This window comes from Mesorhizobium sp. B1-1-1, assembly GCF_006442955.1.
GTDB lineage: Bacteria > Pseudomonadota > Alphaproteobacteria > Rhizobiales > Rhizobiaceae > Mesorhizobium.
In genome coordinates this window covers 404953-428441 of sequence record NZ_VFWW01000003.1, presented here as the reverse complement: position 1 = coordinate 428441, position 23489 = coordinate 404953, and the positions used below count along the sequence as shown (strand labels likewise).

Below are 23489 nucleotides of genomic sequence, written 5' to 3'. Positions count from 1 at the left end.
GGATCATGGCGATACGACCGATCAGCCCGCAGGACCATGAGCGCATCGCCGGGGCGATCCGCGCCGCCGAATCAAGGACCGACGGCGAAATCTACTGCGTGGTGGCGCATGCCAGCGGCAACTACTTCTTTCCGGCTGCCTTCGTGGCGGCTCTCGCCACGCTGCTGGTCAGCCTCGCCGTCGCCTATGGGCTCGAGGCCTGGTGGCTAACCATCCGTCTGCCGCACTTCGTCATTGCCCAGCTTCTGGCGCTGGCCTGCTTTCTTTTGCTGTTATGGGCCTTTCCGGGGCTGCGCATCCATATGGTGCCGAGACGGCTGCGCTATCAGACCGCGCATGACAACGCACTGAAGCAGTTCCTGGCCCGCAACGTCCACCGCACCACCGCGCGTACCGGCGTGCTGGTGTTCGTGTCGGTCACCGAGCGCTACGCCGAGGTGGTCGCCGATTCAGGCATCGACGCCAAGGTCGGCCAGCATGTCTGGGACGATGTGGTGCGCGAGCTTACCGCACATGCCGGCGACGACCGGCTTGCCGACGGCTTCGTCAAGGCGATCCAATCGGTTGGAGCGGTGCTCGCCGAGCACTTCCCGGTGACGTCGGGCGACACCAACGAACTCGACGATCATCTGGTCGAGATTTGAGCTCCACCGACAGCCTCGAACGCGCATCGCGCAGGCGATGACGGCCTGTGAGAAAGCGTCCTCCGGACTGCCCGGACTCTTGCATTCGAGCGATGCGGGTTTATGGTTAACAAATCATGAATACGCTGAGCATCGATATCCGCAAAGCCGAATCGCGCGACGCCGCGGCGATCGCCGACGTGCATTTGCAGGCTTGGCGCGGCGCCTATAGCGGCATCATCCCGCACCGCACCCTGACATCGATGATCAACCGTCGCGGCGCCGACTGGTGGGCCAATGCCATCCGCCGCGCCGCTACCGTCCTGGTGATCGAGATCGGCGGCACGGTTGCCGGCTACGCCACGATCGGCAAGAACCGGGCCCGCGAACTCAAGCAGCAGGGCGAGATCTATGAATTGTACCTGCGGCCGGAATATCAGGGCATCGGGCTCGGCAGCCGGCTTTTCAAGGCGGCACGGGCGCGGCTTGCCGACCACGGATTGAAGGGCACGGTGGTGTGGGCGCTGGAAGACAATCAGAACGCGCTCGCCTTCTATTCCGGCGCCGGCGGCCGCGATATCGCCGAAGGCGTCGAGATATTCGAGCAGAAGGCGCTGAAGAAGGTTGCTTTCGTCTGGGAATGACCGGCGAGGAACGATCGCGTAAGCGGCGCGAAGCGCAACCTACGCAATCACGACACTGAAACATCTTCTGCTAATGATTGAACGCATTGAATGCCATTGCGTCTTGCTGGGCGTTCTTGAGCACCATTCGCCGCATTGCACCATTTTGCGCCGCCCGCTATCGGTCTGCCAATCGAGAGAGGGATAAGTCATGCGTATTGAAGCCATCGCCACCGGAAAGAATCCGCCCGAGGACGTCAACGTCATCATCGAGGTGCCGATCGGCGGCGAGCCGATCAAATACGAGATGGACAAGGAGGCCGGCACGCTGTTCGTCGACCGTTTCCTGCACACCTCGATGCGCTATCCCGGCAATTACGGCTTCGTTCCGCACACGCTGTCTGGCGACGGCGATCCGATCGACGTGCTGGTCTGCAACACGCGCGCGCTGGTGCCCGGCTGCGTCATCAATGTGCGGCCGATCGGCGTGCTGATCATGGAAGACAATGCCGGCCAGGACGAGAAGGTCATCGCCGTGCCGTCGCCGAAGCTGACGTTGCGTTACGAGAACGTCACCGAATACACGCAGCTGCCCGAGATCACCCGCGATCAGGTGCAGCACTTCTTCGAGCACTACAAGGATCTCGAACCCGGCAAATGGGTCAAGATCGAGGGCTGGCACGATTCCAAATACGCCAAGAAGATGATCGTCGACGCGATCGAGCGGGCCAAGGCAAGCAAGTAGGCCGGCCAGTCGCCTCAGTTCGGCGCGGCCAGCGCCTTCTCGATCTGCGGCAACAGCAGCGTCCGAGCCGTCTCGGCCGTCAGCGGGCCGACATGCTTGTAGGCTATTTTGCCGTCCTTGCCGATGACGAAGGTTTCCGGCACGCCATAGACGCCCCAGTCGATCGCCGTGCGGCCGGCCTCGTCGACGCCGATCGCCTGGAACGGATTGCCGAGATCGCCGAGGAATCGGCGGGCGTTTTCCGGCCGGTCCTTGTAGTTCAGCGCCGCCATGGTGAAGCGCCTGTCCTGCGCCAGCCCCAAAAGCACCGGGTGCTCTTCGCGGCAAGGCGCGCACCATGAGGCGAAGACGTTGACCAGCGTCACCTTGCCGGCAAACGATTTCGAATCGAGTCCCGGCAGGTTCGTGCCGTCCAGCGGGGGCAGGTTGGTCGGCGGCGCCGGCAGGCCGATCAGCGCCGACGGCACCTCCGAAGTGTCGCGCCCCGACAGGAGCTGCGCCAGGAACAGCCCCGCCAGCCCGAGGAAGACCAGCAGCGGCAACAGCACGAACAGGCGGCGCCGGGCCGGCGCCGGCGTTGGCATATCCGTGCTCATGACACGCGCTCCCCGCCCTTGTCGGAGCGTCGGCGCACGCCCGCCGCCTCGAGTTCGGCCAGTTCGCGCTTGCGGGCCCGTTGATCGAGCAGGATCCAGCCGATCAGCCCGGCCAGCGCAATCGCCGTGACGGCATAGGCGGCGGTGACGTAGAGCGCATGCGGGCTCATGCCGGCTGCCTCGTCGGCATGCCGCCCGCCAATTCGATCCTTCCGCCGTGCTCGATCATGCCTTCCCTTAGCCCCGCGCCGGTGACCGCGCAATTGGCCGCCGCGCCGCAGCCCTTGCCGGTCATGGCCGCCTCAATCCGTGCCATGGCGCAGCGCCAGCGCCGCCGCCAGCGGTCCGAGCACGGCAAGAAACAACGTCAGCGCGGCAAGAATGAGGAAAGGTTGCAGGAACGGATCGGGATTGGCCGTCGCGCCATAACTCGCCGAAACCCCGAAGATCAGCACCGGGATGGTCAGCGGCAGCACCAGCACCGAAATCAGGAGCCCGCCGCGCGGCAGCGCCACCGCCACCGCCGCGCCGACGGCGCCGATGAAGGTGATCGCCGGCGTGCCGACCAGCAGCGTAAGCGCCGTGGCGCCGATGGCGATCGGCTCCATGTTCATGAACAGGCCGAGCAGCGGCGCGGCGACCACCAGCGGCAGCACGCTGCCCGCCCAATGCGCCAGGCATTTGGTGAGCACCGTCAGCGCCAGCATGTGGCGGTCGTTGCCAAGCACCAGGAGATCGAGCGAGCCGTCCTCGCGGTCGGCCTGGAACAACCGGTCGAGGCCGAGCAGGCAAGAGAGCAGTGCTCCGATCCACAGGATCGCCGGGCCGATGCGGGCAAGCAGTCTCAGGTCCGGCCCGACGCCGAAGGGAATGGTGGCGATCACGGCGAGGAAGAAGATCACGCCCGTCAGCGCCCCGCCGCCGGCCCGAATCGAAAGGCGGATATCGCGGAGGAGGAGGGCTAGCATGATATGAGATACTCGCGCTTGAGCGCCCCCCTCTGTCCTGCCGGACATCTCCCCCTCGAGGGGGGAGATTGGCAGCTTCGGTGGCGCGCCAATCTTTCAACCGTTGTAATTGGCGAAAGCCAAGCTGGCAGCCGATCTCCCCCCTCGAGGGGGAGATGTCCGGCAGGACAGAGGGGGGCGCCGTAGAGTGCCGTCATCAAAAGGCCTGCCCCATCCTCAACGCCTGCGCCCCCTCGATCCCGAGCGGCAGATGCGTTGCCGCGACGATCATCCCGCCCTCGGAACAATGGCCCCTCATCAATCCCGCGAATCGCGCCTCCGAATCCTTGTCCAGACCCGCCGTCGGCTCGTCGAGCAGCCAGATCGGTCGGTGGCTGACCAGCAGTTTCGCAATCGCCGCGCGTCGTCTTTGCCCGGTCGAGAGATAGCCGAACGGCAGATGGCCGATGCCGCCCAGTCCGACCGTCTCCAGCGCCTCCTCGACGCCGAAGGATCCACCGCCGTTGTAGTCGCGCCAGAAGCGCAGGTTTTCCGTCACGCTGAGCGCCGTTTTCATTGCGTTCTGATGGCCGAGATAGTGGCAGGCCGAAGCGATCGACGGAAATTCATCGCCGCCGCCCTCGATCAGCAAATTGCCTTCAGCCTTCGGCAGCAGTCCGGCGACGATCCTGAGCAAGGTCGATTTGCCTGATCCGTTCGGCCCGGTGACCACAAGCGCCTGGCCTTGATCGAGGTCAAAGCCAATGCCCGAAAACACCGTCTCGCCGCCGCGTTCGCCGCCCAGATTTTCGGCGATAAGCCGCATCCCTCGCCCGCCCTGAAACAATCCGCCTCGGCCCCTGCCGCATCGCACAAATTTGCTTTTTAACTGTCTAGAACTATTCCAGAAAATTCTCTATATGCGGTGCATCCGTGCCAGCGGTCGGCGCGGGAACAGAACTAGCGCCGAACCAGCGCACGCGCCGCCTTGAACGGCTCGGGTTGCTTGGGAGCGGACAGCGGAAATGGCCGTACCCGCACCTTTGCGCGTGATTGCATGCCATCGGCGTCCGTTCCCTTTCAGGCTGAACAGACAAGGACGGATCGCACGTGTCAAAATCCCTCGACAGTTTCAATTGCCGCCGCACGCTGAAAGCGGGCGACGCCGAATATACCTATTTCGACCTCGTCGAGGCCGAGAAGAACGGCCTCTCCGGCATCGCCCAATTGCCTTATTCGATGAAGGTTCTGCTGGAGAACCTTCTGCGCAACGAGGACGGCCGCTCCGTCACCAAGGACTCGATCAAGGCCGTAGCCGGCTGGCTGACCGACAAGGGGACGGCCGGCGTCGAGATCGCCTATCGCCCTGCCCGCGTCCTGATGCAGGATTTCACCGGCGTTCCGGCGGTGGTCGACCTGGCGGCGATGCGCGACGCCATGGCCTCGCTCGGCGGCGACCCGCAAAAGATCAACCCGCTGGTGCCGGTCGACCTCGTCATCGACCATTCCGTCATTGTCGACGAATTCGGCTCGCCGATGGCCTTCGCCCGCAATGTCGAGCTCGAATATGAGCGCAACGAGGAACGCTACAAGTTCCTGAAATGGGGCCAGCAGGCGTTCCGCAATTTCCGCGTCGTGCCGCCCGGCACCGGCATCTGCCACCAGGTCAACCTCGAATATCTCGGCCAGGTGGTGTGGACCAACACCGAGGACGGCGAAACATCAGCCTATCCCGACACCTGCGTCGGCACCGATTCGCACACCACCATGATCAACGGCCTGGGCGTTCTCGGCTGGGGCGTCGGCGGCATCGAGGCCGAGGCGGCGATGCTCGGCCAGCCCGTCTCCATGCTTTTGCCCGAGGTCATCGGCTTCCGCCTCACCGGCAAGCTGAAGGAGGGCGTCACCGCCACAGACCTCGTGCTCACCGTCACCCAGATGCTGCGCAAGAAGGGCGTCGTCGGCAAGTTCGTCGAATTCTTCGGCCCTGGCCTTTCCAATATGACCCTGGCCGACCGCGCCACCATCGGCAACATGGCGCCTGAATATGGCGCCACCTGCGGCTTCTTTCCGGTCGATTCGGAGACCATCCGCTACCTCACAATGTCGGGCCGCGAGGAAAGCCGCATCGCGCTGGTCGAAGCCTACTCCAAGGCGCAAGGCATGTGGCGTGACGCAGGCTCCGCCGACCCGGTCTTCACCGATTTGCTGGAGCTCGACCTCGGCGACGTCGTGCCGTCGATGGCCGGCCCCAAGCGCCCCGAGGGCCGCGTCGCGCTGGAAGGCATCCCGGCCGGCTTCGTCAAGGCTATGGACACCGAATACAAGAAGGCGGCGGAAATCTCGAAGCGCTACGCCGTCGAAGGCACCGGCCATGATCTCGGCCATGGCGATGTCGTCATCGCCGCCATCACCTCCTGCACCAACACCTCGAACCCGAGCGTGCTGATCGGCGCCGGCCTGCTTGCCCGCAATGCCAACCGCCTCGGCCTCAAGCAGAAGCCCTGGGTGAAGACCTCGCTGGCGCCGGGCAGCCAGGTGGTCGCCGAATATCTCGAGAAATCCGGCCTGCAGAAGGAGCTCGATCAGATCGGCTTCAACCTGGTCGGCTTCGGCTGCACCACCTGCATCGGCAATTCCGGTCCGCTGCCGGCGCCGATCTCCAAGACCATCAACGATAAGGGTTTGATTGCCGCCGCGGTGCTTTCCGGCAACCGCAATTTCGAGGGCCGCGTCTCGCCCGACGTGCAGGCCAACTATCTCGCCTCGCCGCCGCTGGTCGTGGCGCACGCGCTGGCCGGCACGGTGACGAAGGACCTGACCACCGAGCCGCTCGGCGAGGACAGGAACGGCAAGCCGGTCTACCTCAAGGATATCTGGCCGAGCTCGGCGGAGATCCAGGAGTTCATCGAGAAGAACGTGACGCGCGAGCTGTTCGCCCGCAAATATGCCGACGTCTTCAAGGGCGATGAGAACTGGCAAAACGTCAAGGCGCCGGAAGGCCAGACCTATGCCTGGGACGACAATTCCACCTATGTGCAGAATCCGCCCTATTTCGCCGGCATGACCACGGGCTTCGGCAAGATCGGCGACATCAAGGGCGCCCGCGTGCTGGGCTTGTTCGGCGACAAGATCACCACCGACCACATTTCGCCAGCGGGCTCGATCAAGGCCGCCTCGCCGGCCGGCAAATACCTTACCGAGCATGGCGTCGGCGTTGCCGACTTCAACCAGTACGGCACGCGCCGCGGCAACCATGAGGTGATGATGCGCGGCACCTTCGCCAACATCCGCATCCGCAACCACATGCTGGGCGAGAACGGCAGGGAAGGCGGCTACACCATCCATTACCCGTCGAAGGAAGAGGAATCGATCTACGACGCGGCGATGCAATACAAGAAGGAAGGCGTGCCGCTGGTCATCTTCGCCGGCGTCGAATACGGCAACGGCTCGTCGCGCGACTGGGCGGCCAAGGGAACGAATCTCCTTGGTGTCCGCGCGGTCATCGCCCAGTCCTTCGAGCGCATCCACCGCTCCAACCTGGTCGGCATGGGCGTCATCCCCTTCGTCTTCGAGGAAGGCACCTCATGGGCTTCGCTCAACCTGAAAGGGGATGAGCTGGTCGAGATCGACGGCCTGGACGCCCTCAAGCCGCGCCAGAAGATGGAAGCCAGGATCACCTATGGCGACGGCACGGTGAAGAAGGTGCCGATCATCTGCCGCATCGATACGCTTGACGAACTCGACTACTTCAAGAACGGCGGCATTTTGCAGTACGTGTTGCGCGATCTTGCCGCGTAGCGGCAAGGGAGTAGGGCTTAGGCAGTAGGGAATAGAACCTACTGCCTACTGCCTCGCTGTGGCGCGCCGTAGCGCGCCGCGGCGGCCAGCAGCACCCCCAGCATCAGCCCGTTGAGCAGGTGCCAGAGGAAGTGCGTGCCGAGCGGGAAGCTGGCGCAGACCAGCGGATCGACCATGCGGCAGATGACCGACAGCACGAAGATCGCCGATCCGGCCAGATTATACCAGCCGGCGCGATTGCCGCTGGCCGTCACCCAGACACCGAAGAAGGCGAGCGCCAGGAACGGCGGCAGGTAGCCTGTGGTGCCGTTCGACGCCTGGCGCAGCCAATCCGGCACGGCCAGAGTTATCGCTCCGACAACGGCATAGAAAACGACGAAGATCGCGATCGCCTTGCCCCATTCCAGGCGCAGGAAGCGGCGCAGGTTGAACAGCGTGTAGGCCAGCGTGAAGCCGGCGATCGGCACCACGTCGGCCCAGACCGTTCCCTTGGTGGCGAAGATGTGAAAGATCGTCGAGCCGACGCCGATCGCCACCACCCACCAGGCCAGGACCTCGGCGAAAATGCCGGTCCTGCATCGCCGCACTTCGCGGACGCCCCATAGTCCCGCGGCAATGAAAGCCAGGTTGGTCAAAGCATTCACCGGCTCGGCCCAAAGTTCAGGACCGGTTCGCTCGCAATAGAGATCGACTGGAGCCAGGAAACTTTGCCACATGATGATGATCCCGCCCCCGAATCGAACCGCCGGTTGAAATGCAGTGGGCTTCTCCTATTGCCGCCCTACCCAGGCTTGCAATGGCAAAATTTCACCGCAACGTGACTTCCCGTTGACTTCCGGTTCTGCCACATATTTCAGCCAATCAAAACAAAGCCGGCATCACCGGCGGGAATTGGAATGGTCATGGCCTCGCGTAGATCATTGTGGCTGGCAGCGTTCGCGCTGGCCTTCTCGGCGTTTGCCGGTGCCGGGCACGCCGGCGAGTCCGGCGGGCTCCCGGCCGACAAGCCCCAGGGCGACAGGCCCGTGGGCGTGGTCGAGCTGTTCACCAGCCAAGGCTGCAGTTCCTGCCCGCCTGCCGACGCCTTCTTCTCCGAACTTGCCGCCAGGCAGGATCTTGTCGCGCTCTCCTATCACGTCGGCTACTGGGATTATCTCGGCTGGCGGGACACGCTGAGCAGCAAGGAAAACACCGAGCGGCAATATGAGTATATGCGGGCCTTCGGCAACCGCTCAGTCTATACGCCGCAGGCGGTCATCAACGGCCGGGTCCATGTCAACGGCGCCAATCGCGGCGAGGTCGATGGCCAACTCGCCCGCATGGCAAGGATCGGCGAAGACATGCGGGTCGCCATCAAGGTCAGCCGGACCAGCGACCGCGTCATGATCGATACCGGCGATGGCGGGACCGGTCCCAGCGATGCCCATGTCGTCATCGTCTATTTCGAGCCGCCGCAGACGGTCACGATCGGCCAGGGCGAGAACACGGGCCGCAAGATGACCTATTGGAACGCGGTGACCGGCATCCAGACAGCGGGCATCTGGCACGGCAAGGCGCAGCGCTACGAATTGCCGATGAGTGAGATTTCCAAGAAGGGCGGCTGCGCCGTGCTTTTGCAGTCCGTCGGCAAGGACGGCCTGCCAGGGCCCATCCTGGGCGCCGCCTTCATTCACCGCCCCGGTTCCGATGCGCCGTTCGATCGAAGGCTCTGAAGCGCGCCGCCGAAAACGGAAATGATGCGACGCGCTGTCGGTCTCCATTCATGCCTGTCGACCAAACGGAATCGCGTTTGAGTGACCTGCCTCAATGGCCGGTCAGGCGATCAGCGAAAGCGGCGAGGCGCGACGTCCGCCCCAGGCCATTTGCCTCCCGCCGGTCGGCGATGCGGTAGAGCTGGTACATGGCGTGGACGCCGAGCCAGCGCAGCGGCTCCGGCTCCCATTTCTTCACCGTGCGGTTGACCCAGGGCAACCGGGTCAGCTCCGTGTCGTGTCCGAGCACCAGGTCGCGCAAGGTGCGGCCGGACAGGTTCGAACTGGAAACGCCGAGCCCGACATAGCCGCCGGCCCAGCCGATGCCGCTTTCGCGATCGAAGCCGCACGTCGTGCACCAGTCGCGCGGCACGCCGAGCGTGCCGCACCAGGCATGGTCGAGCCGCACGCCTTTGGTCTGCGGCAGCAGCCTGGTCAGGATCTCGTGCAGCTGGTCGATGGTCGCCTGTTGTGTCTTGCCGCGCCTGTCGGTGCGCGATCCGAAGCGGTAGGGCACGCCCCGGCCGCCCATGGCGATCCGGCCTTCCCGCGTGCGCTGCGCATAGCAGTAGGTATGCGCGGCATCGCCCAGCACCTCGTAGCCGCTCCAGCCGATTTCGTCCCAGAGCTTCTGCGGCAGCTTCTCGGTCACCACGATGGCGCTGTTCAGCGGCAGCCAGAGACGCTCGTAGCCGGCAATACCGGCGCTGAAGCCCTCGGTGGCGCGCACGATCTTTTCGGCGCGCACGACGCCGCGGTCGGTGGTGACCTTGCCCTTCTCGAGCGCCAGCACCTGCGTCTGTTCGTAGATGGCGACGCCGAGCCGCGCGACCGCCGCCGCCAGACCCTGCACCAGCTTGGCCGGCTGCACGCGCGCGACGTCGCGCACGACGAAGGCGCCCAATACATTGTCGATGGCGATGCGCTCGCGCGCTTCCTGCGCACCGAGGAAGGCCAACCGCTCGGGCGGCATTTCCCAATGCCGGGCCTCTTCGTACTCGGCTTTGGCGCGCTCAAGCTGCGCGGCGTTTGTGGCGACGGTGATGTTGTCGACGCGGCGGATATCGGCGTCGATCCCTTCGGCAGCGGCAATCGCGATCACCTCGTCGACCGTGCCGGACATGGCGCGCTGCATGTCGATCACCGCCCCGCGCGAGGAGGTTTTTGCATATTTCTCGCGCGACCAGCTGAAGCCGCCGGACAGCCATCCGCCATTGCGGCCCGAGGCACCGAAGCCGGCGAACTCCTTTTCGACGATGGCGATGCGCAGCGCGGGCTCCGCCTTCTTCAGATAGTAGGCCGTCCAAAGTCCGGTATAGCCGGCGCCGACGATGCAGACATCGGCCTCGATGTCGCCGGGCAAGGGTGGGCGGCTGGCCGGCGGGCCACCTATGTCGGCATACCAGAACGACACGTCGCCATTGCGCTGGGCTTGCATCTTGTGATCCGTTCTCCGTGCGATTCCAGGAAAAGTGTGGAGCGGTTTCCCGTCCGGAACTGCGTTAAAAACCAAGAGAGGAGGCGGCCTCGTCGTTTTCCATGGAAAGGCGAGGCCGCTCTGTTTCAGGTAAGGGTCAGGTCGGCCTTGTCGTCATCGGCGAGCAGCTTCACGTCGCCGCCGGCGAAGAGCACGTCGACCTCGTCTCCAATGGCAAAGGTGTCCGCCTCGAGCGTCGAGCGCACGATGGCTTTCGAGCCGTCGGCGAGCTCCACCTCGTATTTGGAGCCGGAGCCGAGATAGATGGCCTCGCCGATACGCCCGGCGAGCCGGTTGCGGCCATCCCCGCCGCCGCCGCGACGCGCAAGCGCCAGCTTTTCGGGACGCAGCAGCATCACCGGCTTGCCGCCATTGGCGAGACGCTTTGCGGTCGCCACTCTCTGGCCTGATATTTCGATCGCCGTCTCCTTGCCGGAAGTGGCGGCGGGGCCGCGCAGCACGGTGGAATCGCCAATGAACTTGCCGACGAAAAGCGTCGCCGGCTCGTCGTAGAGTTCGCGGCCGGTGCCGATCTGCTCGATACCGCCGCGGTTGAACACGGCGATGCGGTCGGAGAGCACCAGCGCCTCCTCCTGGTCGTGCGTCACATAGACGAAGGTGGTGCCGAGTTCGCGGTGGATGCGCTTGATCTCGAGCTGCAGCCATTCGCGCAGTTTCTTGTCCAGCGCGCCGAGCGGCTCGTCCATCAGCAGCAGCGGCGGATCGAAGACGATGGCGCGGGCCAGCGCCACGCGCTGCTGCTGGCCGCCCGAAAGCTCGCTTGGAAAGCGATGGCCGAAATCGGCCATCTTGACCATGTCGAGCGCGTGGCGGACGCGGCGTTCGCGTTCTGCCCCGGTGACGCCGCGCAGCTTCAGCGGATAGGCGACATTGCGGCCGACCGTCATGTGCGGGAACAGTGCATAGTGCTGGAAGACCACGCCGATGTTGCGCTTGTGCGCCGGCACGCCGACCACGCTCTTTTCCCCGACCAGCAGCTTGCCGCTGGTCAGGTCGGTAAAGCCGGCGATCACGTTCAGCGTCGTCGTCTTGCCTGAGCCGCTCGGGCCGAGCAGCGTCATGAATTCACCCGGCTCGATTCGCAGCGACACGCCGTCGAGCGCCTTGAAGGAACCATAGGCCTTGCTTACCGACTCCAGGTCGATCGCCGCACCGCGATTTTCCGCTTTCTGATTCATAAGCCTCCCTTCCGCTCACGGCCAAGAAGCAGCATGCCGCCGCCGATCAGCAGTGTCGTTGCGCATAAGAGGATCGTGCCGACGGCCGCGACCGTCGGGTCGGCGTCGCGCGTGATGGAAGCGAAGATCTGCACCGGCAACGTCTTGAGATAGGGATTGGTGATGAACAGCGACACGACGATCTCGTCGAAGGAGGTGGCGAAGGCGAACAGCAGGCCTGACAGTACCCCGGGGGCAATCAGCGGCAGCGTCACCGTGCGGAACGTGGTGAGCGAACCTGCGCCCAGGCTCGCCGCGGCTGTCTCCAGCCGCTTGTCGAACACTTCGAGATTGGCCGAAACGGCGATCAACACGAAAGGCAGCGCAAGGATGGTGTGGGCCAGAACGAAGCCGAGCAGCGTGCCGACAAGCCGCGTGTCGAGATAGACGGCGTAGATGCCGATGGCCAGGACCACGCCCGGCACCACCATCGGCGTCAGCATCAGCATGCGCAGGAGATTTGCCGGCCGCGCCTGCATGCGGTCGAGGCCGAAGGCGGCAAGGGTGCCGAGCACGGTTGCCAGAACCGCAACGATCGATGCGACCTTCAGCGAATTGAGGAAGCTGGTCGACCAATCCGGATTGGTGACGAAATTTTCGTACCATTGCCAGGAGAAGCCCTGGGGTGGAAATGCCAGCGATTTGTTCTCGTTGAATGACATCGGCACCACGACGAGCGTCGGTGCCACCAACCATATGGCTACCAGCAGGCAGACAAGGCCCAGCATGAGGCGGGTAAGCGGCTTCATCTCCATCAGGGCCGCCCCGCTTGCCGATGGCTGGACCGCATCACGGGCGCGGCAAGCGCCAGCAGCACGAAGGTCGTGACGAGCAGCACCACGCCCATGGCGCCGCCCCTGCCCCATTGCAGGAGGCTGAGCACCTGTGTCTGCACCAGCGTCGACAGCATCGTCGAGCGCGGTCCGCCGAGCAGGGCCGGCGTGATGTAGAAGCCGAGCGCCAGGATGAAGACGATGATCGCGCCGGCATAGACGCCAGGCATCGACAGCGGCAGATACACCGTGAGGAACGCGCGCGAGGGTCTCGCCCCGAGGCTCCGCGCGGCTTGCATCAGCCTGAGATCGATGCCTTTCATGACCGAATAGAGCGGCAGGATCATGAAAGGCAAAAGCACCTGCGCCATGCCGATGACCACGCCCGTCTGGGTGCGGATCAGCCTGATCCCACCGAACCCGAGCGCCCGCAGGATCGAGTTGATGACCCCCGAATCCTGCAGCAGTATCACCCAGGACAAAGTGCGTACCACGCCGCTCACCCAAAACGGGATCAGCACACAGAGCAGCAGCACCAAGCGCACGCGTGGTCGGACCGCGGTCATCAGATAGGCATAGGGATAGGCGCAAACCACGCAGACCAGCGTGACCCATGCTGAAATGAGGAAGGTCCGCCGGAGCACGGCAAGGTTGATGGGCGCGCCGAAGAACCAGATATAGTTCTGCAGGCCCCACTGCGGCTCCGACAGGCTGCGCACGACGATGGTGAGCAGCGGATAGCCAATCACCGCGAAAAGCAGGACCAGCGCCGGCAGCGCGAGCGCGAACGGCCGCCACGCCCGGCGCCTTTCGGCGGCCGGAATGGTTGGCTGGGACGCGCTCACGGCTTTTGGTCTCCCTCAGCCGGTCAGTTGCCGGACATCAGCGCGGACCACTTCTCCTGCGCCACCGCGAAGTTCGGGACCCAGAACTTGAAGTTCTGCTTGTAGCCCTGCTTCTGGCGTTCGGGCGTGTTGGTCAGGAAAGCGGAGACGGAAGCGTCGACCTTGGGCTGCGCTTCACTGTTGATCGGCGTGTAAGACGTTTGCTCCGTCAACACCTCCTGCGCGTGCTTGCCAAGATAGGCGTTGAGCAGCGCGTAGGATGCCTCCGTGTCCTTGGCGCCGACGGGGATCGTCATCTGATCCATCACCACCAGCCAGTCCTGCCAGGCCGGTGCGTATTTGGCGCCGTTCTTGACCGCGGTCATGGCGCGGCCTGTCCACATCATCAGCATGTCGGCCTCGCCGGATTCGGCGAGTTGCTGCGATTCTGCACCCGTCTTCCAGAAGATGGTATCGGGGCCGAGCTTGCGAACCACATCGATGGCCTTGTCGATATCGGCCACCGTCATCGCCTTGGGGTCCCCGCCGGCAACCTTGAACGCCTGTTCCAGCAAGCCACCGGTCGGGCTGCCGGAGCCGTCGATTCCGCGCACGCCGGGGAATTTCTGCGTGTCGAAGAAGTCGGCCCAGCTCTTGGGCGGATTGTCCTTGTACTTTTCGGTGTTGTACATCAGCACGACGCCGTAGTTCATCGCCGGCACCGAGCACTCGCCGACCTGGCCCTCGGGAATTTTCGAGACGTCGAGTTTGGTGAAGTCCAGCTTCTGGAACAGTTTGCCGCAATAGACATAGGGCGGCAGATCGTCGGTATCGACAACGTCCCATGTCACATTGCCGGACTCGACCTGCGCCTGCAGCTTGGCGATCTCGGTTGGGCCGTCATTGAGCAGCTTGACGCCCGACTTGTCGACGAACTCCTTGAGCGCCGCCGCCTGGCCATCCTGGTAGATGCCGCCATAGGACACGAAAGTCAGCGTCTTGCCCTTCAGCGAGCCTTCGGCCACCTCTCCGGCAACCGGCTTCGATTGCGCGAGCGCGGCCGTCGCCGCCAGAAGCACGCCCAGGCACGCCGCATGTGCAAATTTCACTCTCATGTTCAACTCTCCCATTCCAGAGCTCGCATTTGTTCTCATTCACCCGGATGCGAGCGGTTTCCGGGCCTGTACTGATCGAGTTCCAGCGCGCCTGCGGTCGGCGGCGCGATGATCCAGAGCACCTCCGCCGGTGTGTCGCCGACATTGACCGTGCGGTGCGGCACCGAAGTCGCGTATTCGACGCTGTCGCCTTCGCGCATCAGATGGCGCTCGTCGGCAAGCGTCAGTTCGACGGTTCCCTTGAGCACCATGAACATCTCATGCTCGCCGCCATGCACATAGGCGTCGTCGCCGGTCGAGCCGCCGACCTCGAAATGCCCCGCATAAACCTCGAACTGATGGATCGGCCGCCGCGACAAAAGCATCTTGCGGCCTCGCACGCCGACGGGAACGACAGGCCGTTCCTTGCGCCTCAGCACCTTGTGCAACGGACGGCTGCTGCCCTCGAACAGGTCGTTGATGCCGAGATCGAGAGCGGCGGCGATCCTGAGCAGCGTGCCTGTGTTGGCGCCGCACAGATTGCGCTCGAGCTGGCTGATGAAGCTCGCCGTCGTGCCGGTCATGTCGGCCAACCGGCGCAGCGAGACGCGCCTTGCCATGCGCAGCGCCTTGATGCGGGGACCGACGCCGCCGGCCTCAGGGGTGGCCGCGACCGTACCATTCACCTCTTTCGCCGTGGAGTCCGATATGCGTGGCATTGCCGCTCCCGTTTCACTTAACACCTTATTAAGTGGCGGTAGCGTTGGCAAGCGCGGATGGCATGCCAAGATTCGGCGCGCATCGATCCTGCCGGTCGCACCGGATCGGGCTGAAAACCGTCCATACGGCGGGAAATCCGCCTTAGCGGCGATCCAGGCATGAAAAAACCGACGTCAGCTTGCTTCTGACGTCGGTCATTTAGGTTTTGGGATCGTCGCACCCGGTCTTTCCGAGGAAAAACCGAGGTTGGTTCGATCCGACGCAGACCCGTGGGCGGGGGGCTTGGGGTTTACGAGCCGGTGCCGGACCGAACCGTCTCAGGCAACGCCGGTAAATTCGTCGGACATTGGGGCATGAGCGCGGATAAAAAATGGCGAGAATGTGGCGGAGCATCACCAATTCCAACATGTCGTTTGCAAACGTGACTGGACGCGACGGAAATGGCGCGGGTCCGCACCGCTTCGCCGGGACTTGCAATTCGATGGCGAAAGCGCCAACTTTGGTCGGCAAAGATTCATTTTTGAAGGATCGAGGCATGACCGATCACGGCGGCGGGACGGAGGATGGCGACGCATCCGCGATACTGATCCCGCTCCACGAGGCACGCGGCGCGCGCCTCGACCAGCCGGTGCGCTTCGAGCGGCGCGAACTGGACCAGATCCTGAAACTCTACGGGCGCATGGTCGCCGCCAATGAATGGCGCGACTACGCTATCGATCATCTCACCGACAGGGCCGTGTTTTCGGTGTTCCGCCGGGCCAGCGAGGTGCCGCTGTTCCAAATCGTCAAGGACCCGAAGCTGGCACGCAAGCAAGGCGCCTTCGCCGTCATCGCCGCGGGCGGCCGTATCCTCAAGCGCGGGCAGGAGCTTGGCCGCGTGCTCGGCGTCTTCGACAGCAAGCTGAAGCTGGTCGAGGCCTGAACCGCGGCGCAATTGCTCGGTTGACCTCAGCCTTGGCGCTCATCTAAGCCCTTATTTTTCTTGACGGAATTTCTGTTCCGGCAATGATTCCGGATCCGGCGGAGCCGAGGCCCCGCCGTTCAGCGCCAGTTGCATGAACACCGTGTCCAGCCAGCGTCCGTGCTTGTAGCCGGAGCCTTCGAGGCGGCCGGAATGACGAAAGCCGAGCTTTTCGTGCAGCTTGACGGAAGCGCTGTCGGGATGACCATCGCCGATAACCGCGACGATCTGGCGAAAGCCCGCAGCCTCGGCGGCCGCGATCAGGCTTTGCATCAGTTTGAGGCCGACACCCTGGCCCTTGGCATCAGGCGCGACATAGACGGAGTCCTCGACGATGAAGCGATAGGCCGGGCGCGGCCGGAAGGGACCGGCATAGGCATAGCCGAGCACGGCGCCATCCTTTTCCGCCACAAGGTAAGGGAAGCCGCCGGCCTGGAGCGTGTCGAATCGCATGCCCATTTCGGCGCGGCCTGGCGGCTCCAGCTCGTAGCTCGCCGTGCCGCGGGTCACAGCATCGGCATAGATTTGCGTAATGGTGTCGAGGTCGGCCGCGCGCGCGGCCCGTATAACGATAGTGCTCATTCTTTATGCAGGCCTCTTTGTCTGCCTGCAATAACAGCAAAGGTCGGCGCAAAAGAAAAGGGCGGCCGTTGGGCCGCCCCTCCAAACCCGATGGTCCAGTCAGACCATGACGCGGACCAGCCCTTAGCGGCGGTCGCCCATGAACTGGAGCAGGAACATGAACAGGTTGATGAAGTCGAGATAGAGCGTCAGCGCTCCCATGATGGCCTTGCGGCCGGCAACGTCGGAAGCGTCGCCCTCGAAATACATCTCCTTGATCTTCTGCGTGTCGTAGGCGGTGAGGCCGGCGAAGACCAGCACGCCGATCGCCGAGACGGCGAAGGATAGCGCCGACGACTGCAGGAAGATGTTGATCACCATCGCGATGATGATGCCGAACACGCCCATGATCAGGAACGAGCCCATCGCCGTCAGGTCGCGCTTGGTCGTGTAGCCGAACAGCGACAGCGCGCCGAAGGCCGCGGCGGTGGCGAAGAAGGTCTGCGAGATGCTGGCGGTGGTGTAGACCAGGAAGATCGACGACAGCGACAGGCCGACTAGGCCCGCATAGACCCAGAACGTCGTCTGCGCCGCCGACACGCTCATCGACTGGACGCGGAACGACAGGAACAGAACGGCGGCCAGCGGGGCCAGCATCACCAGCCAGCGCAGCGGCGAGCCGAAGATCGCGTAGCCGAACGAGGTCAGCATCTCGCCGCTCGGCAGCGTCGCGACAGCCGAGGCCGGATCGGTGGTTGTGGCCAGCATGATCGTGCCGACGGCGGCAAGACCAGTGATGAGGAGACCAAGCCCCATCAAATTGTAGACCTTGATCATATAGGCGCGCAGGCCCTGATCGATGTCGACGGCGGCGCCGGGCACGGCGCGCGTCTGATAGTTGCGAATGGGTTCAGCCATTGTGGTCCTCTATTGCTTCTGCCCCGTCCGGTGTCGGGTCCACCCGGACCCAGGCGCCGCTGGCGGGACTCCAGCATGCCTGCGGCGAAATATGATGGTTATTCGCGTCAAGAACAAGACCGTAACCGGGTGTAATGCTTCGTGAGGCACGCATGGCGCGGTTTTCCAGCCCTTTGGCCGCGAAACATTACGTCGATTTAACCAAATGCCGGCCGTCGGCGGGGTGGAACCGATGCGGACTCAGAGGTTTCGCAGCACGGGCGCTGCTTTGTGGCCGAGCACCCGCCAGGTGCCGGCGAGACCGATGCCGACGGTGATGACCAGCGCAAAGAGAATGGTCGCCACCGCCACTTCCGGCATGAAATGCGACGGCAATGTCATGATGCGGGCGACGACGAACCATGCGGCGGCACTGCCGGCGGCGAGCGCGAAGACCGCCGTGGCGAGGCCGATCAGCATGTATTCGAGCGAGAAGGCCGATATCAGCGTCAGCCGCGTCGCACCGAGCGTCTTCAGCACCACCGCGTCATGGATGCGCGCCCGGTTGCCGGCGGCGAGCGCACCGGCCAGCACCAGCACCGACGCGATCAGTGCCACGCCGGCCGCCGCCCTGATCGCCGCGCCGAGCTGTCCGACCAGACGGTTGACGATGTCGAGCGCGTCCTTGACGCGGACCGTAGTGACTGCCGGGAAGGCGCGGGTGACGGCATTGAGGATGCGGGCGTCATCAGCCGCGGTGGCGCTCTTTTCGGTCAGCGTCGCCACCCAGCCATGCGGCGCGCCGGCAAATGTGTTGGGCGAGAACACCATGACGAAGTTGATGCCCATCGTCTCCCATTCGACCTGGCGGAAATTGGCAATCCTGGCCGTGACATTGCGGCCGAGCACGTTGACGGTGACGGTATCGCCGAGCTTCAGCCCGATTTCCTTGCCTTCCTTGTCGGAAAACGAGACGAGCGGCTCGCCGGTATAATCGGCCGGCCACCAGCTGCCCTCGGTCAGCGTCGCGTTGTCCGGCTGCTTGGCCTCATAGGTCAGGCCGCGATCGCCGCGCAGCACCCAAGCGCCCTCCGCCGGTACCTTGACCTTGTCGACGGCAACGCCGTTCAGCGCCATCACCCGGCCGCGCAGCATTGGCACCTTGGCAAGCGTCCCCTGCGGGGCCTCCTTGCTGATCAGACTGGAGAAGCCGTCGACATCGCTGCTCTGGATATCGACGAAGAAGAAGTTCGGCGCCCGCTCCGGCAGGCTGCCGGAGATCTGCCGCCGCAGATTGCCGTCGATCAGCGCCAGCGTCACCAGCAGCGTCAGGCCAAGCCCCAGCGACAGCACCACCGACGGCGTCAGCGCGCCTGGCCGATGGATGTTGCCGACGGCGAGCCTGAGCGCCACGAAGCGCACGCGCGGGCTCTTCCTTGCCGCCCATTGCACCAGCGCGCCGACCAGGCGCAGCACCAGGAAGGCGAAGATGGTGGCCCCGACGAAGATCGAAGCGATGCGCTGGTCGCCCGAAAACAGGATGGCGAGCGCTGCAAGAAGCACTGCGATGCCGAGCGCCGAAACGACATAGATAGCGCGTGGAAAACCGCGGCCTTCCAGTCCCATCTCGCGGAACAGCGCGGTCGCCGGCACATCGCGGGCGCGACCGAGCGGCAGCAGCGCGAAGGCCAGCGTCACCAGCAATCCGAACAGCGCCGCCATGCCGAGCGCGCCGGGATAAAAGCCGCCTTGCGCCGGCACCGGAATGACCGACTGAAGTGCGGCGCTCGCGGCGAAGGGCACCAGTGCGCCGAGCACCAGACCGGCGGCGATGCCGAGGGCCGCGATCATCAGGATCTGCACGAGGTAAACGGCAAAGACGAATCCGCCCGATGCGCCCAGGCTCTTGAAGGTGGCGATGACGCCGCGCTTGCCGTCGAGATAGGCGCGCACCGCGTTGGCGACGCCGACGCCGCCGACCACCAGCGCCGTCAGCCCGACCAGGGTCAGGAATTGCGAAAAGCGTTCGATGTTGGAAGAGAGCGCCGGGGCCGCATTGCTGCGCGTGCGGATCGACCAGCCGGACTCCGGGAAATCCTTGGCAGCCTTGTCCTGGATGGCCTTGAGCCGCGCCTCGTCGGCGTCGGCGGCCAGCCGGATCTTGTAGGAATTCTCGACGAGGCTGCCCGGCTGAACCAGCCCTGTCGCGACCAGGCCCTCGGTCGAGATCATCAGGCGCGGCGCGAAACCGAAACCTTCGGACACGGCATCGGGCTCAGTGACCAGCCTGGCGCGCAGTTCGAAGGTGGCGGTTCCGAGCTTCAGCCGATCGCCGAGCTTCACATGCAGCCGCTCGAACAGCAGGTCGGGCGCGGCCGCGCCGAAAACACCGAACTGTTCGCCAAACAGTTCCTGCTTCGTCAGCGCCGGCTCGGTTTCCAGGGCACCGTAAAGCGGATAGGCCTCGTCGACGGCCTTGGCCTCGACCAGCGCCTGATCGGTGCCGTCGGCAAGCCGCGCCATCGAACGCATGCTGGCGGTTCTCGACACCGTGCCCAGCCCATCGAGGAAGCCGCGTTCGGCTTCGCTTGCGTCGCGCTGGTTAAGCTGGAAGCGCAGATCGCCGCCAAGCAGCGTCTGGCCCTGGTTGGCGACGCCGCCACTGATCGAGCGCGCGACGGAATTCACGCCGCCGATCGCCGCGACGCCGAGCGCGATGCAGGCAAGAAAGATCAGAAAACCGGACAGGCCGCCGCGCATCTCGCGCAAGGAGAAGCGGACGGCGAGTTTTAACGTCCGCGCCGGCGACATCAGGCGATGGCCTTGGTCGGCGCCGGCGCCTCGATCCTGCCGGAGCGCATAGAGACCTGGCGCGAACAGCGCGCCGCGAGCGCCGGATCATGCGTGACCAGCACCAGCGTCATGCCGCGCTCGGCCGCCTTGGCGAACAAAAGGTCGGCGACCTGCCTACCGGTCGCCTGGTCGAGATTGCCGGTCGGCTCGTCGGCGATGAGGATGCGCGGCGATGGCGCAAGCGCCCGGGCGATCGCGACGCGCTGCTGCTCGCCGCCCGAAAGTTCGCCGGGATAGTGCGTCACGCGGTCGCTCAGACCGACGGCCGCCAGCTCGCGTTCCGCCACCGAGAACGGATCGGCATGACCGGCCAGCTCCAGCGGCACGGCGACATTTTCGAGCGCCGTCATATTGGGGATGAGATGGAAGGACTGGAACACGATGCCGATGTTTCGCCCCCGAAACGATGCGATCTGATCCTCGCTCTTGCCGTTGAGCAGCTCGCCGGCGATTCGTACCGTGCCCGAATCGACCCTTTCCAGACCTGCGAGAACCATGAGCAGCGTCGACTTGCCCGACCCCGACGGTCCAATGATGCCGGTCGCCTCGCCGCGCGCCACATCGAGGCTGACGCCCTTCAGCACATGGACGGACGAGGCGCCTTCGCCCAATGTCAGCGATACGTCTTTCAGCTCGATGACGGCTTCTGTCAAAATGAAAGCGTCCTATATGGGGATGAGGGCTCCGCCTGCGGGCCGTCGCCGGAAGAATTCTCTGTCATATGGGACCTGCCGCATGTCTTTCCAACGCAGAATTGCCGCAGGCCTGATCGTTTTCCTCGCCATTTGCGGCGCCATCTCGTCGGCACGCGCCGAGCCTTTCAAGATCGTCGGTTTCGGCGACAGCCTGATGGCCGGCTTCGGCCTCGGACCCAACGAAGGTTTTACCGACAGGCTGCAGGCGGCGCTGCGTGCCAGGGGCAGGGATGTAACCGTCGCCAATGCCGGCGTTTCCGGCGACACCTCCAGCGGCGGGCTGGCGCGGCTCGACTGGTCGGTGCCGGACGGCACGCAGCTTGTCATCCTCGAACTCGGCGCCAACGACATGCTGCGCGGCGTTTCGCCCGACATCACCCGCAAGAACCTGGATACGATGCTGGCCAAGTTGAAAGAGCGCAAGATCGCCGTTCTGCTGGCCGGCATGCGCGCAGCGCCCAATCTCGGCGCCGACTATCAGAACGCCTTCGACGCCATCTTCCCGGAACTGGCTGCAAAATACGGCGTTACCTTGTACCCGTTCTTTCTCGACGGCGTAGCCGGCCAGTCCGCCTTGCAGCTTGAGGATGGCTTGCATCCGAACGCCAAGGGGGTCGCCCAGATGGTCGAGCGCATCCTGCCTGCGGTCGAGAAGGCCATCGCGGCGGTGCCGGGAGGATCGTAAGACGGGATAGGCCCTTTCCGTTGGGGAAATCTTTTTGACGACACCTGTGACCAACAAACCTCTTGCCCCGCTTGATTATCGATGATTCGCTGGGGGCACAGTTCGATTCGAGGAAGGGAGGCTCTTCATGCCGCGTCTTTTCACCGCCCTCGAAATTCCGCGTGACGCCGCCCTTTCGCTGTCCCTGCTCAGGGGCGGCCTGCCCGGGGCCCGCTGGATCGACGTCGAGAACTATCATCTGACGCTGCGCTTCATCGGCGATGTCGAAGGCCATGTCGCCGACGAGATCGCCAACGCGCTCGACCGCGTCCACCGCCCCTCCTTCCCGCTGACGCTGGCGGGCGTCGGCGCTTTCGGCCAGAAGAAACCCCATGCCGTATGGGCCGGGGTCTCTGCCTCGCCGGATCTCTCGGCGCTTCAGGCTGAAATCGAGCGCATCTGCCAGCGGCTCGGCATTCCGGCCGATCCGCGCAAGTTCATGCCGCATGTCACACTGGCCCGCCTGCGCAATTCGAGCCCGCTGGACGTCGCCCAATATCTTTCGGCGCGCGGCAATTTTTCGACATTGCCGTTCCGCATCAGCCGGTTCGTCTTGATGTCGTCGCGCGATTCGGTCGGCGGCGGCCCCTACATCGTCGAGGAAGCCTGGCCGCTGTCGGGCGCCGATACGCGCGCGGCAAGCCGCGTCGCCAGCGCCTCCGACGCTTCGCGGATCATGCGGTAGACCTCGGCGAAGGCTTCCTCGCCGTCGTGATAGGGATCCGGCACGTCTCGCGCCTTTCCCTGCGCAAATTCCAGGAACAGGTGGATGCGGTCGCGCACGCCGGCGGGCGCCAGCGTCTTCAGGTCGGCGACGTTCGACCTGTCCATGCCGAAGATCAGGTCGAAACGCGAGAAATCCTCGGGCGTGATCTTGCGTGCCCGCAGTTCCGATATGTCGATGCCGTGGCGCGACGCGATGGCGATCGAACGCCGATCGGGGGCGGAGCCCGCCTCCCAGTCGCTGGTTGCGGCTGAATCGAGCACTATGTCCCGGCCCAGTCCACGTTCCGTCAGCACGGAACGAAGCACGCCTTCCGCCAGCGGCGAACGGCAGATGTTGCCCAGGCAGACGAACAGAATGGATTTTATGGGCTTCGTGCTCATCGATCCGGCGCTATGGTGAAAGTCATCTTCGAAATAGCACAGGAACCGGACATGACGAGAGAGAAACTTGGCAAGGAAGCCATCGTCGCGGCGCTGACAGACCTCGAAGGCTGGTCGCTGGCTGCGGATGGCGCTTCCATCAAACGGACGTTCACCTTCAGGAATTTCTCCGAAGCCTTCGCCTTCATGACCCGCGTCGCGCTTGCGGCCGAGAAGATGGACCATCATCCCGACTGGTCGAATGTCTACAAAACCGTCGACGTGACGCTGAACACGCACGATGCCGGCGGAGTCACGGCGCTTGACATCGAGTTGGCGAAGAAAATGGACCGCTTTGTTGGCTAGGATGGTTGGAGGCGGCGGCGCAACATCCCTGTAGCTCGATGCGGACTGATCCCGATTTTCAGGCCAGCGATCTCCCAAGCTCTTGCAGCAAGCGTCGGGTTTCACCACATTTTGCGCCGCGGCCATGCGCAGGC

General features: G+C 64.3%; 26 protein-coding genes. 9 read left to right on the top strand and 17 right to left on the bottom strand.

The window, feature by feature from the left end; all coding sequences use genetic code 11:
• The first annotated feature begins 5 nt into the window (after window positions 1–5).
• From FJ986_RS07770 to ppa, 3 genes are all read left to right on the top strand, one after another.
• On the top strand, window positions 6–644 hold the full coding sequence (locus tag FJ986_RS07770) for a TPM domain-containing protein (protein WP_140524615.1): 639 nt from the start codon (window positions 6–8) through the stop codon (window positions 642–644).
• A 116-nt stretch (window positions 645–760) separates the two neighbouring features.
• A complete protein-coding gene (locus FJ986_RS07765) occupies window positions 761–1267 on the top strand; it encodes a GNAT family N-acetyltransferase (protein ID WP_140492466.1) in 507 nt (168 codons plus the stop codon).
• Window positions 1268–1457: 190 nt separating this feature from the next.
• The gene (gene ppa / locus FJ986_RS07760; protein WP_140492463.1) at window positions 1458–1991 is read left to right on the top strand and encodes an inorganic diphosphatase; all 534 of its coding nucleotides are present in this window, start codon (window positions 1458–1460) and stop codon (window positions 1989–1991) included.
• Window positions 1992–2005: 14 nt separating this feature from the next.
• Here the strand turns inward: ppa and FJ986_RS07755 are convergent, their stop codons facing one another.
• From FJ986_RS07755 to ccmA, 5 genes are all read right to left on the bottom strand, one after another.
• Window positions 2006–2587 carry a DsbE family thiol:disulfide interchange protein gene (locus FJ986_RS07755; RefSeq protein ID WP_140492460.1) on the bottom strand — a complete coding sequence of 194 codons (582 nt, stop codon included), beginning with the start codon at window positions 2585–2587 and terminating at the stop codon, window positions 2006–2008.
• Window positions 2584–2757, bottom strand: coding sequence for a heme exporter protein CcmD (gene ccmD / locus FJ986_RS07750; RefSeq protein WP_140492264.1), 174 nt, complete (start codon window positions 2755–2757; stop codon window positions 2584–2586). Before ccmD ends, FJ986_RS07755 begins: the two co-directional genes overlap by 4 nt.
• On the bottom strand, window positions 2754–2903 hold the full coding sequence (locus FJ986_RS30420) for a hypothetical protein (protein ID WP_181165197.1): 150 nt from the start codon (window positions 2901–2903) through the stop codon (window positions 2754–2756). Before FJ986_RS30420 ends, ccmD begins: the two co-directional genes overlap by 4 nt.
• Entirely contained in the window at window positions 2890–3555 is a 666-nt protein-coding gene (gene ccmB / locus FJ986_RS07745; protein ID WP_140514012.1) for a heme exporter protein CcmB, read from the bottom strand. Before ccmB ends, FJ986_RS30420 begins: the two co-directional genes overlap by 14 nt.
• A 196-nt stretch (window positions 3556–3751) precedes the next feature.
• Complete coding sequence (ccmA, locus tag FJ986_RS07740) at window positions 3752–4360, bottom strand: heme ABC exporter ATP-binding protein CcmA (RefSeq protein WP_140673888.1); 609 nt, start codon at window positions 4358–4360, stop codon at window positions 3752–3754.
• 284 nt (window positions 4361–4644) lie between these two features.
• Here ccmA and acnA point away from each other — a divergent pair, with 284 nt between their 5' ends.
• A complete protein-coding gene (gene acnA, locus FJ986_RS07735) occupies window positions 4645–7335 on the top strand; it encodes an aconitate hydratase AcnA (protein ID WP_140673886.1) in 2691 nt (896 codons plus the stop codon).
• 38 nt (window positions 7336–7373) lie between these two features.
• On the opposite strand, the gene FJ986_RS07730 is transcribed toward acnA, so the two are convergent.
• On the bottom strand, window positions 7374–8051 hold the full coding sequence (locus tag FJ986_RS07730) for a ceramidase domain-containing protein (RefSeq protein ID WP_140673884.1): 678 nt from the start codon (window positions 8049–8051) through the stop codon (window positions 7374–7376).
• 180 nt (window positions 8052–8231) lie between these two features.
• On the opposite strand from FJ986_RS07730, the gene FJ986_RS07725 reads away from it, so the two are divergent.
• Window positions 8232–9047 (top strand): thioredoxin family protein, encoded by an 816-nt coding sequence (locus tag FJ986_RS07725; protein WP_140492249.1) that lies wholly within the window; start codon window positions 8232–8234, stop codon window positions 9045–9047.
• A 91-nt stretch (window positions 9048–9138) separates the two neighbouring features.
• Here FJ986_RS07725 and FJ986_RS07720 read toward each other — a convergent pair whose 3' ends face one another.
• The 6 genes from FJ986_RS07720 to FJ986_RS07695 form a co-directional block, all read right to left on the bottom strand.
• Window positions 9139–10524, bottom strand: coding sequence for an FAD-binding oxidoreductase (locus FJ986_RS07720; RefSeq protein WP_140673882.1), 1386 nt, complete (start codon window positions 10522–10524; stop codon window positions 9139–9141).
• Window positions 10525–10649: 125 nt separating this feature from the next.
• Window positions 10650–11762 (bottom strand): ABC transporter ATP-binding protein, encoded by a 1113-nt coding sequence (locus tag FJ986_RS07715; RefSeq protein ID WP_140492243.1) that lies wholly within the window; start codon window positions 11760–11762, stop codon window positions 10650–10652.
• Window positions 11759–12556, bottom strand: a complete 798-nt coding sequence (locus tag FJ986_RS07710) for an ABC transporter permease (RefSeq protein WP_140559228.1) — start codon at window positions 12554–12556, stop codon at window positions 11759–11761. Before FJ986_RS07710 ends, FJ986_RS07715 begins: the two co-directional genes overlap by 4 nt.
• The gene (locus FJ986_RS07705; protein WP_140559227.1) at window positions 12556–13419 is read right to left on the bottom strand and encodes an ABC transporter permease; all 864 of its coding nucleotides are present in this window, start codon (window positions 13417–13419) and stop codon (window positions 12556–12558) included. The genes FJ986_RS07710 and FJ986_RS07705 overlap by 1 nt, the downstream gene beginning before the upstream one ends.
• A 23-nt stretch (window positions 13420–13442) precedes the next feature.
• Window positions 13443–14513, bottom strand: a complete 1071-nt coding sequence (locus tag FJ986_RS07700) for an extracellular solute-binding protein (protein WP_181165196.1) — start codon at window positions 14511–14513, stop codon at window positions 13443–13445.
• A 35-nt stretch (window positions 14514–14548) separates the two neighbouring features.
• The gene (locus FJ986_RS07695; protein WP_140670665.1) at window positions 14549–15211 is read right to left on the bottom strand and encodes an XRE family transcriptional regulator; all 663 of its coding nucleotides are present in this window, start codon (window positions 15209–15211) and stop codon (window positions 14549–14551) included.
• 536 nt (window positions 15212–15747) lie between these two features.
• Here FJ986_RS07695 and FJ986_RS07690 point away from each other — a divergent pair.
• Window positions 15748–16134, top strand: a complete 387-nt coding sequence (locus FJ986_RS07690) for a DUF2794 domain-containing protein (RefSeq protein ID WP_140492230.1) — start codon at window positions 15748–15750, stop codon at window positions 16132–16134.
• Between the two features lie 51 nt (window positions 16135–16185).
• On the opposite strand, the gene FJ986_RS07685 is transcribed toward FJ986_RS07690, so the two are convergent.
• The 4 genes from FJ986_RS07685 to FJ986_RS07670 all read right to left on the bottom strand — a co-directional run bounded on the left by FJ986_RS07685 (window position 16186) and on the right by FJ986_RS07670 (window position 21137).
• Window positions 16186–16755: a GNAT family N-acetyltransferase gene (locus FJ986_RS07685; RefSeq protein ID WP_140670667.1), complete on the bottom strand. Its 570-nt coding sequence runs from the start codon at window positions 16753–16755 to the stop codon at window positions 16186–16188.
• A gap of 123 nt (window positions 16756–16878) precedes the next feature.
• A complete protein-coding gene (locus FJ986_RS07680; protein ID WP_140492223.1) occupies window positions 16879–17652 on the bottom strand; it encodes a Bax inhibitor-1/YccA family protein in 774 nt (257 codons plus the stop codon).
• A gap of 240 nt (window positions 17653–17892) precedes the next feature.
• Window positions 17893–20442, bottom strand: a complete 2550-nt coding sequence (locus FJ986_RS07675; protein ID WP_140673880.1) for an ABC transporter permease — start codon at window positions 20440–20442, stop codon at window positions 17893–17895.
• A complete protein-coding gene (locus FJ986_RS07670) occupies window positions 20442–21137 on the bottom strand; it encodes an ABC transporter ATP-binding protein (RefSeq protein ID WP_140673878.1) in 696 nt (231 codons plus the stop codon). Before FJ986_RS07670 ends, FJ986_RS07675 begins: the two co-directional genes overlap by 1 nt.
• A gap of 82 nt (window positions 21138–21219) precedes the next feature.
• On the opposite strand from FJ986_RS07670, the gene FJ986_RS07665 reads away from it, so the two are divergent.
• Window positions 21220–21864, top strand: coding sequence for an arylesterase (locus FJ986_RS07665; RefSeq protein ID WP_140673876.1), 645 nt, complete (start codon window positions 21220–21222; stop codon window positions 21862–21864).
• Between the two features lie 127 nt (window positions 21865–21991).
• Entirely contained in the window at window positions 21992–22588 is a 597-nt protein-coding gene (thpR, locus tag FJ986_RS07660) for an RNA 2',3'-cyclic phosphodiesterase (protein ID WP_140650111.1), read from the top strand.
• Here thpR and FJ986_RS07655 read toward each other — a convergent pair.
• Entirely contained in the window at window positions 22492–23010 is a 519-nt protein-coding gene (locus FJ986_RS07655) for a low molecular weight protein-tyrosine-phosphatase (protein ID WP_140673874.1), read from the bottom strand. The two genes, thpR and FJ986_RS07655, sit on opposite strands and share 97 nt — an antisense overlap.
• A 51-nt stretch (window positions 23011–23061) precedes the next feature.
• On the opposite strand from FJ986_RS07655, the gene FJ986_RS07650 reads away from it, so the two are divergent.
• Entirely contained in the window at window positions 23062–23355 is a 294-nt protein-coding gene (locus FJ986_RS07650) for a 4a-hydroxytetrahydrobiopterin dehydratase (protein WP_140625370.1), read from the top strand.
• The last annotated feature ends 134 nt before the right edge of the window (window positions 23356–23489 follow it).